Origin of the sequence: Brevundimonas mediterranea (genome assembly GCF_014196125.1) — a bacterium.
Taxonomy (GTDB): Bacteria; Pseudomonadota; Alphaproteobacteria; order Caulobacterales; family Caulobacteraceae; genus Brevundimonas; species Brevundimonas mediterranea.
This window is the reverse complement of sequence record NZ_JACIDA010000002.1, coordinates 1,014,219-1,025,876: the sequence shown is the minus strand read 5'-3', so window position 1 is coordinate 1,025,876 and position 11,658 is coordinate 1,014,219. Positions and strand designations below refer to the sequence as shown.

The window sequence follows — 11,658 nt, the reverse complement described above, 5'->3', positions numbered from 1 at the left end:
GTCTGGGCCGCGTTGTCGGCGTTCTGCTTGATGTTGGCGGCCATCTCTTCCATCGAGGCCGAGGCCTGTTCGGCGGCGGCGGCCTGTTCGGTCGCACCCTGGCTCATCTGTTCCGAGGTGGCCGACAGCTCCTGGCTGCCCGAGGAGACGTTGTCCGCGGCCGACAGGGCGTCGCCGACCACGCCGCGCAGGCGCTCCACCATGGACTGCAGCGAAAGGCCCAGCGTGTCCTTGTCCGACAGCGGCTTGGGCTGGACCGTCAGGTCGCCGTTGGCGATCTCATCGGCCATGGTGGCGGTGGCCTTCAGATTGTCCGTCAGTCTGTTGAAGGCGTTGACCAGGTCCTTGATCTCGTCGTTCGACTTGATCTCGACCCGCTCGTCCAGGTCGCCGACGGCGACGGCGTCGGCCACGGTCATCAGGCGGCTCAGGCCCGAGCTGATGCCCAGGGCGATCCACAGGGCGAAGGCCACGGCGATGGCCAGAGCCGCCAGGGTCAGGACGACCACGAGGTTGCGGGTGTCAGCGTATTGCTTGCCCGTGTCCTCATCGGCCTTGACCATAGCGGAGGAGTTACGATCCACGATCTTCTTGAACAGATCGGTCATTTCATTGGCGTTGTTGCGGCCCTCCCCGGACGACAGGGCGGCCGCTTCGGCCGTCTGACCGGCGGCGACCATTTCGGCCATCCGCGCCTGCAGCGTCGTCATGTTCGCCAGAAGGGTTTCCAGTCGCTGCCAATCCGGCTTTGCTGTCTCAACCGCCTTTTCCTTGCCGGTCGCCAGCAATTCGGCCATGGCCTCGCGAGCTTCCGCTTCCTGCGCGATCTGGCGTTCCGCGTTTTCAGCGGAGGTCGACAGGATCAGGTTCTTTTCAGCGCGGATCGCCTCGAGCAGACGTATGTTGGCTTCTTGCGAAATTTCGAGCCGCTTGGCAGGTCCCGCGATCACATCAGTGATTGTCTGGTTCAGACTGCCCAGGCTGTAGATACCCAGGCCGGCGATGCCGACGAGCAGGACGATCATCATCCCGAAGCCCGCGGCCAGTTTAGCTTTGATGGTGAAACGCATGGCTGATCTCCCCGAAGAGCCGGTCAATGACGGGTGGCGGACGTGACCGGCTGACGGGCGTCCTGCTGCTGGTTGAAGATGGCCTGGAGGTCGGGAACGACGATGAATTCGCCGCCGCGCTTGACCAGGCATTGGATGAACTCGGGCCGCCAGCGCATGCCGACGCTGGGCGGCGCCTCCGAGTCGGCGCGAGCCAGGGTGGTGACTTCATGGACCTTGTCGGTGCGAAGGCCGACCAGGGTCGGTTCGCCGGCCAGTTCGATCTCGATGACCACGATCCGGCTGTCGATGGTGGCGGCCCCCCGCTCCAGCCCGAAGGCCACGCGCAGGTCGGACAAGGGAATGACCTTGCCGCGGAAGTTGATGACCGCCCCGGCGAAGGCGCCGGCGCCGGGCACCACGGTCTCGGGCGCCAGGTCCATGATCTCCTGCACGCCGACGGCGTGAAGGGCGAACAGTTCTCCGTTCAGTTCGAAGGTCAGGACCTCGACCTGTTCGGCGCCGGTCCAACCGGGCGCGGTGGTGATTTCGGCCTGGGTGCTCATATGGCTTCGCGCATCTGCGCCTCCTGCTGCTGGCCCTTGGCGACCAGGTGGCCGACGTCCAGGATCAGGGCCACGCCGCCGTCGCCCAGGATTGTGGCGCCCGAGAAGGTCGGCAGGCCGGAATGGAGTTTGGACATCGACTTGATCACCGTCTGGTGGTCGCCGATGATCTGATCGACCACCAGGCCGATCCGCTCGGTCCCGGTCGAGACGACCACGACCTTCTGGTGCAGTTCGGGCGGGGTGCCGGTCTCGAACATCTCGCGCAGGCGCAGATAGGGCACCAGGCTGTTGCGCAGCGAGATGAAGCTGCGGCCGCGCGAGCGCAGATCCTCGTCCAGCGACAGTTCCAGGCATTCCTCGACGGCGCCCAGCGGAATGACGTAGCGGCCCTGACCGACGCGGACCAGCAGGCCGTCGATGATGGCCAGGGTCAGCGGGATCCGCAGCGACACCTCCGAGCCCTCGCCAGGCCGGCTGGCGATGTCGATGGAGCCGCGCAGCGCCTCGATGGTGCGTTTGACCACGTCCATGCCGACGCCGCGGCCGGACAGATTGGTCACCGCCGCCGCCGTCGAGAAGCCGGGATGGAAGATCATCTGCAGCAGGTCGTGGTCGCTGAGTGCGGCGCCGGGCTCGATCAGGCCCTGCGCCTCCGCCTTGGCGCGGACGCGGTCGCGGTCGATGCCTCGGCCGTCGTCGCGGATGGTGATGACCACCTCGCCGCCCGACTGATGGGCCGACAGGCGGATGCGGCCGGTGGCCGGCTTGCCGGCGGCCGCGCGATCTTCGGCGGTCTCCAGACCGTGGTCGGCGGCGTTGCGGATCAGATGGACCAGCGGGTCGGCCAGGCGTTCGATGACGGTCTTGTCGATCTCGGTCGTCTCGCCGTCGGTCGACAGTTCGATGACCTTGCCGGTCTCGCGGGCCAGGTCATGGACCAGGCGGCGGAAGCGGCCGAACAGGGTCGCCACCGGCACCATGCGCAGCACCATCATGGTGTCGCGCAGCTCGCCCGACAGGCGTTCGATCTCTTCCGAGACGGCGCGCAGGGCTGTGTCGACGCCGGAATTGGCGATCTGGCTCAGGCGGGACTGGGCGATGACCAGTTCCCCCACGCGGTCCATCAGTTCGTCCAGGCGATCGGCCGGCACCCGCACGCTCTCGCTCGGCTTGGCCGTCTTGGCGACGCCGGCCTCGGCGGCGTCCGGAGCGGTGGGGGCGGAAGACTGGACCGGCGCGGCGACCTGAGCCGGTGCGGCGGCCTGGGGCAGGATCGAAGGACCCTCGGCGACGACCTCAGCCGGACCGGTCTGGTCCGCAACGACCGCGTCCGCATTGGACGCGTCAAGAGCCTCGATCGACAGGTTCATTTCGTCCATCACGAAGATGAAGACATCCTCGATCGCCCCCCGGCCCTGATCGGTGGTCAAGGTCACGTCCCAGGCCAGATAGTGGTCGGTCGGCTCGATCTGGCTCAACGGCGGCACGCGCGAGACGTCGGCCACGACGCGCGCCTCGCCCAGGTCGCGAAGCTCGGCCAGCAGCGCCAGTGGATTGGTGCCGTTCTTGAAGGCGTGGGACGGCAGATCGAACCGGATGCGCCAGGCCGTCTGGACGGGGGCGGCGGCGACGGGCGCATTCCCGTCCGCTTCGCGCACAGCCCGTTCCAGGTCGGCCAGCAGGACATCGCCCGCCGCGCCGTGATCACCCGTCGGATCCTCCATCAGGCGGCGCATATGATCCCGCGCCGCCAGAACGGCCGAGACCAGGTCGGTCGTGGCCGCCACCTCGCCCTTGCGGACGCGGTCGAAGGCGGTCTCGCAGTGATGGGTGAAACCGGCCAGGGCGTCGAAGCCGAACATGGACCCCGATCCCTTCAGGGTGTGAAGGCCCCGGAAAACGGCGTCCACCAGATCGCGATCCTCGGGTCGGTCCAGCAGATCGAGCAGGCCTTGCTCGATCAACTCCAGGTTCTCTCTCGCCTCAACCTGGAAAACGGCGATAGCTTCGTCGCTCATCGTCCCAGCACCTTCTTGGCCACACGCACCAGTTGATCGGGATCGAAGGGCTTTGTCAGCCATCCGGTGGCGCCTGCGGCCTTGGCCCGCGCCTTGAATCCTTCGTCGGATTCCGTGGTCAGGAAGACGATCGGCACGCCCATCTGATCGGGCATCCGGCGCATCTCTTCGATCATGGTCAGGCCGTCCATGACGGGCATGTTCAGATCGGTGATGATCAGGTCGAAGGCGCTGGCCTTGGCCTTTTCAATGCCCTCGGCTCCGTTGACCGCTTCGGCTACCGAATAGCCGGCGTTGGTCAGCGCGATTTTCAGCGCGACGCGGATGCTGGGCGAGTCATCGACCGTGAGGATCGAGGCGGTCATTGGGCGGGTCCTTGGTGAAGCCAGAACTGGAGATCGTCGGCCGTGGCGTCCGTCAGGAAGCCGGCTGCGTCGAGCACTGGCCGAAATTCCGTCGCCGGACGTTCCAGGACCAGGGTCTTGCCGACCGCCCGGGCCTGGCGCCGCGCAGACTCGATCAGCTGCAATCCGCAAAGATCGACGGGCTGTTCATCGGCAAGGTCGAGACTGATGGTGTCGTCTTCCTCGAAGGCGTCGAGAATCGCCTGGCGAAGGACGACGACGTTCTTCACTACGAGAGCAGCGTCGATCAGCACACGTTTCGTCATACCCCATCCCCACGACGCATGACGCAGAGCCATGCAACTGATCCCATGGTTGACGATGTGCGTTAAACCGCCTTCAAAACTCCGGTAGGTGAATCTACCTAGCTTGACCATAAGCAACGCAAGGCTGTGTCGTTCACTTCGACTTCACCTTCCCGGACTAGGCTGGGATCCTCAGCAGAACCGCTGAATACAGGGGGGTCCGAATTGACCTACGTCGATGCAGATGATGAAACCTGCTATGAGGGCGACGTCTTCCACGGCCAGATCGCGGACGCCTCGCCCGCCTATATATGGCTGCTGAACCCGCAGGGACGGATCGTCCATGTCAGTCGTGCGGCGCGGCGTTTCCAGCCGGAACCTCCTGCGCCCCATACCATGGCCTGGCGCGACGCCTGGCCGGTCGATTGCCGCTTTTCCATCGATCGCGGCGTCCAGGAAGCCCAGGCGGGCCGGGCCTTCTCTTTCCGCACGCGATTCACCACTGAACAGTCGTCGGCGGTCTATCTGGACACGACGGTCAGCGCCGTTCGCGACGAGGCCGGGCGGATCGTGCGCCTTCTGGTCAAGGCCGAGGACGTCACCCAGGAGACCGAGACCGCCGCCTTCCTGAACACCGTCATCGAGGTCCTGCCCCTGGCCCTGACCGTCAAGGACGCCCGGACGGGCCGCTACATCCTGGCCAACCGCGCGGCGGAGAAACTGTTCGGTCGGTTCGAGGGGCTGACGGGACTGCGGGCCTCCGACATCCTGCCCGCCGCCTTCGCTGAATGGGCGGCGGACGCCGCACCGGGCATGGGCTCCCAGTCGACGGTGTACGAGGATCATGCCGCCGCCGGGTTCCGCTATCTGGCCGCCACCAAGCTCGCGACCTATGACGACGAGGGCGTGCGCCATCTGATCGGCCTGACCGAGGACATCACCCAGAAACAGCGCGACGCCGACGCCCTCTATCAGGCGCTGGAACAGGCCGAACAGGCCAACCGCGCCCGCAGCGCCTTCGTCACCAACATCAGCCACGAGATTCGCACCCCCCTGAACGGCGTCATCGCCGGAGTTGATCTTCTCGCCGCCCGCTCGACCGCGCCGGACATCCAGGAAGTCACCGAGATGATCCGCGCCTCGGCCGCCGTGTTGCAGGATCAGTTGCAGCAACTGCTGGCCGTCGCTCGCCTGGACGGGATAGAAGGGCCGCCGGAGGTCGAGACCTTCGCGCTTGGCGACCTGATCGAGCGGGTCGCCCGCCCCTCTTGCGAGGCCGCAAGGGCCAAGGGCCTGGCGTTCGTCGTCGAGATCGCCCCCGCTCTTCCCGCAGCCTTGGTCGGCGATCCGGCGGGCATAGAGCGGGTGCTGACGCCCTTGCTGAATAATGCGGTCAAGTTCACCCACCGGGGCGAAATCCGCCTGACCGTCGATCCATGCCAGAACGGGGGCGTTCGCTTCGCCTGCGTGGACACGGGCGTCGGTTTCGATCCCGCCCTGAAGGCGGCCATGTTCGCCGCGTTCCGGCAACAGGACGACGCCCTGACCCGCGAATACGGCGGCATGGGCCTGGGCCTCGCCCTGGCGCGGAAAGCCGCGCGGGCGCTCGGCGGGATCCTCGACGCCGCGCCGCGTGAAGACGGGGGATCCGTCTTCTGGCTGGATCTGCCCCTGTCCACCGCTCCTGTTCAAACTACAGAGGAAGTCGCGGCCGACCCGGTTGACCGGTTGCGCGTCCTGGTCGCCGACGACCATCCGACCAATCGCCGGATCGTAGAAATGATGCTGGAGTCCGTTGCGGACGTCACGACGGCCGAAGACGGCGTCGAGGCTGTGGAAGCCGCCGGACGCGAAACCTTCGACGTCATCCTGATGGACATCCAGATGCCCCGCATGGACGGGATCACGGCGGTCGCCCGTATTCGCGAAGCGGAACGCGCGGCGGGCCGGGCCCGCGTTCCGGTCATCATGCTGACCGCCAACACCCAGCCCGAACATGTCGAAGCGGCGCGGCTGGCGGGCGCCGACCGCCACCTTGGCAAACCCTTCACCCTCGCCCTGCTTTTCAACGAAATCCAGGCCCTGCTGGCGGACGCCCCGGCCCGCACGCCCCTGGACCGTCACGCGAACATCTAGGACGCGAGTTCGACGTCCCGATAGAAGCAGGTGGCAAGGCCTGATCCGCCGCGACAGGCCCTCGCGGGCGCTGTGGCCGTCCGGGGCGTCCCTGACGGTCAGGGGCAGGGCCTCTATGACGGTGTTCAGGAAGCAGCGCCCCTGGCTGAGGTCGCCGCTCAATCGAGTGGAAAATGCGCTCGACCAGGAGGAGCGAGAACATGACCAAGCTCAGAGCTAGGGGGAGGCGTCAGACCGACGAGAGCTTTGGACCCGGCGAGCGGACAGCCCTGATAAAAGCCATCCTCGATCTCGCCCCCGCGACCGCTAGGTCTTCCTGCTCCATCGCATGGCGCATATGCCGTACGAACAAATTGGGTGCGCTTGGATATGACGCCGTGCAGGCGTGACCAGAGACATCCAGGTCGCTTTGGTCACGCCGCCACGGTCGTCTGACCCCCACTCTAGCCCATCAGGTTTCTGTTTGCAGACGCGACGACGCACGCGCAAAGTCACCACAACTGACCGAAGTCGCGTCGGGGCTTTCTACGATGTGATATTTTGCGCTTCCCACTGCTTCCCAGAGGGTCGCTCGGGTGACTGGGAAGCCGTTTTTGGGACCCCGGAGGGGAAGGCTAACTGCTTGTCTACCTTGGTCTCGACTGGAGCGGGCGAAGAGATTCGAACTCTCGACCCCAACCTTGGCAATGTTGGGGATCAGCATTTCCGGGCTTTTCAGGACGTTCCAAAAATCAGCTTTTCATATTGTTTTACATAGGTTTTCTTGTTTATCCGGTTACGGAGCGTTTCGCACGGTTTCACTTGAGTTGGTAGCGGAGTGGTAGCGGTGGCTCGGAAATGAGCGTATATTTCTATCGCCATGACGAAGCAAAAACTAACCAAGCGAGTGGTTGAGAGCGCGCCCGTTCCGGAGATCGGCGAGGGTCGAATCTGGGACAGCGAGATCGCAGGCTTCTGTCTTCGAATCTATCCTGGGACCGAAACCCGACAGGGCCATGCCGCCAAGCCTGTCCGAAGGATGTTCGCCATCAAGTATCGGGTCCGCGGGATCCAGCGCTGGCTGACGCTCGGCGAGCATGGGGATGGGCCGGACAAGCTCACGGCGGATCGGGCTCGCAAGGAGGCGGCGTCGGTGGTGGTCGATGCGCGGCGCGGCATCGATCCCGGCGAAGCACGCAGGCGCATCGAGGGTCTCACCATCAAAGGCTTGGTCGAGTTGTATCTGGAGAAAGGGCCGGACGACAAACCGACCAAACGGGACTCGTCATGGGCCATGGACCGGACGAACCTCGAGCGCCACGTCGTTCCCCTGCTCGGCAAGATGGCGCTTGATACGGTCACCCGCGACCACATCACCGGGATGATCCGATCGATCACGGCCGGGAAGACCGCCAAGGATGTGAAGACCAAACTTCGTGGTCGATCCATCGTCAAGGGCGGGGCGGGTATCGCGGACCGGACCTATTCCACCCTGCGCGCGACCTTCAACTGGGCGATCGACAAGGGGCATTTCGCCGGCCCGAACCCGTGCGCGAAGGTCGAACGAAAGCTCCGACCGGCGGTCGAACGCTTCCTGTCCGAGTCCCAGGCTCAGGGTTTGATCGCCGCACTCGACGCCCTGGAGGCGGATGCGACGATCTCCGAACGGCAGGGCGCGGTCTATCGGCTTCTGCTTCTGACAGGCGCGCGCCGCAACGAGATCGCGGGCCTGCGGTGGACGGAGGTCGACTTTGACCGGCGCCGGCTCGTGCTACCGCCGAGCCGCACCAAGGCGGGCGGTCGCACGGGGGATCGTCGGATCTCGCTCAACGACATGGCCTTCGGAATCCTGCAGCGTCTCTACAAGACCCGCGGTCGAAGCCAGTTTGTCTTTCCGGCCACCAAGGGCGACAACGGATATGCGACCTCCGAGTCCAAGATCTGGCGCGACAAGGTGCTCCCGAAAGCCAAGCTGGAAGGCGTCCGCATCCACGACCTGCGCCACAGTTTCGCAAGCTTCGCCCTGGCGGACGGGGCCAGTCTCCCGATGATCGGCAAGGCGCTGGGACACGCCAACAGTCGCGCCACGGAACGGTATGCCCATCTGAGCGACGATCCGGTTCGGGCGCTTGCAGAGCGGATTGGTGAGCGATTCAGTCCCAAGACCTGAAGGAAACATTGGACGACTGGCTTCGCCAACCCGACAGGTGGCGAAGTGGAAAGCATCCGGTCGTACCTCTCAACCTGCGCAGCAAGACAGTTTGCTGACGTCCTTGTTGAACGTCAGCGCGGCCAGCTTCAGGCCCTCGACTGTCGTGAGGTAGGGGAAGATCGTGTCGCCCAACTGCTCCACTGTCATTCCGCACTTGATGGCCACCGCCGCCGTCTGGATGCTGTCCGCCCCTTCAGGCGCCAGAATGTGCGCGCCGAGGAGTCGCCGCGTGCCGCGATCCGCCACCAGCTTGATGAGCCCACGCGTGTCCCTGGCCGCGAGCGCGCGAGGAACGTGATGAAGGGTGATCATCGAGGTCTGCACATCGTGACCGGCCGCGCGGGCTGCGGCTTCCGTCAGTCCCACCGTCGCAACCTGCGGATCCGTGAAAACGACCGCCGGCATGGCGCGATTGTCGTAGACCTGGGTGTCGCCGTTCAGCGCGTTCCTAGCGGCCAGTCGCGCGCCGTAGGCGGCCATATAGACGAACTGATCCGTGCCGGTGACATCGCCTGCGGCATAGACGCCCGCGCGCGTCGTGCGCATCCGGTCGTCGATGACGACGCCTCCCGTTGGCGACATCTGGATCCCCATCTCGGAAAGCCCCAGCTCGTCGGAGTTGGGAACCCGGCCCGTTGTGATCAGAACGCGCTCCGCGGTTATCGTTTCTTTGCCACCGGCTTGCGTCAGCCTGAGTGAGCCCCCCTCGTCGGACGCGTCGATAGACCCGTAGACTGCCCCCGCTACGACCGTGACGCCTTCGTCCACGAGATAGCGCTGCAGCGCCTCACTGATTTCGGGTTCCCCCTCAGGCAGTAGCCGGGAGCGGCAGGCGATGGTGACGTGGACGCCCGCCCGGCTGAACATCTGGGCCAGTTCCACCCCGATATAGCCGCCGCCGATCACCAGCATCGATCGGGGCAGGGCCTCCAGTTCGAGCGCGGTCGTGCTGGTCAGATAAGGCACGGATTCGATGCCGGGGATCGCTGGAACCCCCGGACGTGAACCGGTCGCGATGATCACCTTGTCCGCAATCAGTCGGACGCCGCCGACCTCCACGCCGCCTTGGACGAGTCTCGCCGGGCCTTCGTGGTAGGTGATGGCGTCATAACCCTGCAGCACGTCCTCGTACTTTGCCTGGCGAAGGTCATCGACCAGTCTGTCTTTCTGGCGAACCGCTGCGGACCAGTCAGCGATGGCGGCCGAGGCCCGGACGCCGTCGAAGCGGCAAGCGGCCCGGGCCTGGTGCAGGGGTTCGACGGCCCGGATCAGCGCCTTGGACGGCACGCAACCGACGTTGACGCATGTGCCGCCTATCGTTCCGTCTCCGACGAGCGCGACCCGTGCGCCCTGTTCCGCCGCCGTGATGGCGGCCGAGAACCCGGCCGACCCCGCCCCGACCACGACGAGATCGTAAGTCTTGGCGATATCCCCTGAGGGCGTGCAACAATCACTCATATTGTCCGGATCCTTCTGAATAGACTTTGCCGCTAACAAAGCGGCGTCAACCCCGACGTTGCCCGGCTTACGTCGGATAGCGGCGAGAGCTGGATGTCATCACGAGCGTCTGCTGACGCGGAGACTGGCCGCGCGACAGAGTTTGAATGTCGGCCTCGAGGCGTCACGACCGGACGCCGGCAGCGTTTATCGGCGCGCCTGAACACGCGCGGGATAGCCGGCCCTGGTCGACGCGAGCGCCAGGGCGGCCGGCGTCACTCGGGCGTCATCGTAGGTCACCGTCGCCACGGCCTGTCCTCTCCCGCCCGGGGTCAAGGCGACGGTCACGGCTTCAACACCGGAGATGCGCGAGATCGTGCGGCGGACGATGGGCGCGCAGGTCACGCAGGTCACATTGCTAACGTCGAGCCTCACCGTGCGTTCGGCGGCTTGGGCGGCATCAGCGGTGAAGACAGCCGCCGCGAAGACGAGAGCGTTGCGGACCGAAAGGGTCATGATCGAAGTCTCCAGGAAAAATTCAGGCGCCGATCAGCAGCGGCGCGACATAGGGAAATGCGAGGGCGAGGGCGACGAGCAGGGTCGCCGTCCAGAGCGCGATCTTGACGAGGCGCGTCGAGGCCGGCCGGGCGCAGGTCACGTCGTCGGCGCAGGCGGCCCGGGGCTGGCGGTAGACCCGGAAGAAGCCGAGGCTCAGCAGCACCACGGCGGCGGCCACGAAATAAAGATGGTAGGGGGCCAGCGCCGTGACGTTGCCTATCCATGCCCCGCTGATCCCGAGCGCGAACAAGGCCAGCGGCAGTACGCAGCAGGAAGTGGCGCCGATCGCGGCGGCAAGTCCTCCGACGGCAAGCCACCCGCGAGCGATGGGTTTGTCGGTGCGCGCCGAGTGTCCGCCGAACTCTTGCTTGCCGTCTGCCATTAACACTCCTCACGCCTTCACTGGTCGAGACACACAAGGTAGGGTCTGTAGTCACTACAGATACAAGAGGTAAAACGCTTCATGGACAAATCGGCCCTGCGGGATACGGCCCCACAGCTTCCTATCGGCGAGTTGTCCCGGCGGACCGGGGTCAACATCGAAACCGTGCGCTATTACGAGAAGATCGGCCTGATGCCCGCGCCTGCTCGCAGCGAGGGTGGACACCGCCTCTATGGCCGCGGTCATCTGCTCCGGCTCAATTTCGTGCGCCGGGCCCGGGAGCTCGGGTTCACGCTGAATGAAATAAGGGATTTGCTCGAACTGGCCGAACAGCGCGATCTTCCGTGCGCGGAGGCGCGCGTGGTCGCTGCCGCCCATCTGGGCGACGTCCGTTCCAAGCTAGCTGCTCTGAGGAAGATGGAAGAGGTGCTCGTCGAGATGGTCTCGCGCTGCGCCGACGGCGCCACGCCGGATTGCCCGATCCTGGAAGCCCTGTTTGATTCCGAGGCTGGAACCCGGCCGGTGCCCTGAACGGCCCCTGCCCGCCCGCAGCTTTCAGGTTCGGACGTTTATATCCCGCCTCATCCGGGGCTGGCGGTTGATTTTTTGGCGCTAGTCCATCACGGCGAGCCTCGCCTCGTCACGCAATCGACCCGACGGATTTTGGAA

Annotated in this window: 11 protein-coding genes; 3 read left to right on the top strand and 8 right to left on the bottom strand. The window is 65.4% G+C overall.

Annotation, left to right across the window (positions count from 1 at the left end):
- The 5 genes from GGR11_RS13785 to GGR11_RS13765 form a co-directional block, all read right to left on the bottom strand.
- Positions 1–1,070, bottom strand: a 1,070-nt coding sequence (locus GGR11_RS13785; RefSeq protein WP_183197784.1) for a HAMP domain-containing protein, incomplete at its 3' end; no start/stop codon positions are given.
- Positions 1,071–1,093: 23 nt separating this feature from the next.
- Positions 1,094–1,615 (bottom strand): chemotaxis protein CheW, encoded by a 522-nt coding sequence (locus GGR11_RS13780; RefSeq protein WP_183197782.1) that lies wholly within the window; start codon positions 1,613–1,615, stop codon positions 1,094–1,096.
- Positions 1,612–3,636: a chemotaxis protein CheA gene (locus GGR11_RS13775; protein WP_183197780.1), complete on the bottom strand. Its 2,025-nt coding sequence runs from the start codon at positions 3,634–3,636 to the stop codon at positions 1,612–1,614. The genes GGR11_RS13780 and GGR11_RS13775 overlap by 4 nt, the downstream gene beginning before the upstream one ends.
- Positions 3,633–4,001, bottom strand: a complete 369-nt coding sequence (locus GGR11_RS13770) for a response regulator (RefSeq protein ID WP_008263549.1) — start codon at positions 3,999–4,001, stop codon at positions 3,633–3,635. Before GGR11_RS13770 ends, GGR11_RS13775 begins: the two co-directional genes overlap by 4 nt.
- Positions 3,998–4,306: an STAS domain-containing protein gene (locus GGR11_RS13765; RefSeq protein WP_183197778.1), complete on the bottom strand. Its 309-nt coding sequence runs from the start codon at positions 4,304–4,306 to the stop codon at positions 3,998–4,000. Before GGR11_RS13765 ends, GGR11_RS13770 begins: the two co-directional genes overlap by 4 nt.
- Before the next feature lie 204 nt (positions 4,307–4,510).
- On the opposite strand from GGR11_RS13765, the gene GGR11_RS13760 reads away from it, so the two are divergent.
- Positions 4,511–6,421, top strand: a complete 1,911-nt coding sequence (locus tag GGR11_RS13760; protein WP_183197776.1) for a PAS domain-containing hybrid sensor histidine kinase/response regulator — start codon at positions 4,511–4,513, stop codon at positions 6,419–6,421.
- A gap of 859 nt (positions 6,422–7,280) precedes the next feature.
- Positions 7,281–8,570 carry a tyrosine-type recombinase/integrase gene (locus tag GGR11_RS13755; RefSeq protein WP_183197774.1) on the top strand — a complete coding sequence of 430 codons (1,290 nt, stop codon included), beginning with the start codon at positions 7,281–7,283 and terminating at the stop codon, positions 8,568–8,570.
- Between the two features lie 69 nt (positions 8,571–8,639).
- Here GGR11_RS13755 and merA read toward each other — a convergent pair whose 3' ends face one another.
- From merA to GGR11_RS13740, 3 genes are all read right to left on the bottom strand, one after another.
- Positions 8,640–10,070, bottom strand: coding sequence for a mercury(II) reductase (gene merA / locus GGR11_RS13750; protein ID WP_183197772.1), 1,431 nt, complete (start codon positions 10,068–10,070; stop codon positions 8,640–8,642).
- A gap of 186 nt (positions 10,071–10,256) precedes the next feature.
- Positions 10,257–10,565, bottom strand: a complete 309-nt coding sequence (locus tag GGR11_RS13745; protein ID WP_183197770.1) for a heavy-metal-associated domain-containing protein — start codon at positions 10,563–10,565, stop codon at positions 10,257–10,259.
- A 22-nt stretch (positions 10,566–10,587) separates the two neighbouring features.
- The gene (locus GGR11_RS13740; protein ID WP_183197768.1) at positions 10,588–10,989 is read right to left on the bottom strand and encodes a mercuric transporter MerT family protein; all 402 of its coding nucleotides are present in this window, start codon (positions 10,987–10,989) and stop codon (positions 10,588–10,590) included.
- A gap of 81 nt (positions 10,990–11,070) precedes the next feature.
- Here GGR11_RS13740 and GGR11_RS13735 point away from each other — a divergent pair, with 81 nt between their 5' ends.
- Complete coding sequence (locus GGR11_RS13735) at positions 11,071–11,520, top strand: MerR family transcriptional regulator (protein ID WP_183197766.1); 450 nt, start codon at positions 11,071–11,073, stop codon at positions 11,518–11,520.
- The last annotated feature ends 138 nt before the right edge of the window (positions 11,521–11,658 follow it).

Excerpts from the sequence above, each read along its gene's own strand:
- GGR11_RS13780 (WP_183197782.1), bottom strand. The coding sequence starts at position 1,615 with ATGAGCACCCAGGCCGAAATCACCACCGCGCCCGGTTGGACCGGCGCC.
- GGR11_RS13775 (WP_183197780.1), bottom strand. The coding sequence starts at position 3,636 with ATGAGCGACGAAGCTATCGCCGTTTTCCAGGTTGAGGCGAGAGAGAAC.
- GGR11_RS13770 (WP_008263549.1), bottom strand. The coding sequence starts at position 4,001 with ATGACCGCCTCGATCCTCACGGTCGATGACTCGCCCAGCATCCGCGTC.
- GGR11_RS13765 (WP_183197778.1), bottom strand. The coding sequence starts at position 4,306 with ATGACGAAACGTGTGCTGATCGACGCTGCTCTCGTAGTGAAGAACGTC.
- GGR11_RS13755 (WP_183197774.1), top strand. The coding sequence starts at position 7,281 with ATGACGAAGCAAAAACTAACCAAGCGAGTGGTTGAGAGCGCGCCCGTT.
- merA (WP_183197772.1), bottom strand. The coding sequence starts at position 10,070 with ATGAGTGATTGTTGCACGCCCTCAGGGGATATCGCCAAGACTTACGAT.
- GGR11_RS13745 (WP_183197770.1), bottom strand. The coding sequence starts at position 10,565 with ATGACCCTTTCGGTCCGCAACGCTCTCGTCTTCGCGGCGGCTGTCTTC.
- GGR11_RS13740 (WP_183197768.1), bottom strand. The coding sequence starts at position 10,989 with ATGGCAGACGGCAAGCAAGAGTTCGGCGGACACTCGGCGCGCACCGAC.
- GGR11_RS13735 (WP_183197766.1), top strand. The coding sequence starts at position 11,071 with ATGGACAAATCGGCCCTGCGGGATACGGCCCCACAGCTTCCTATCGGC.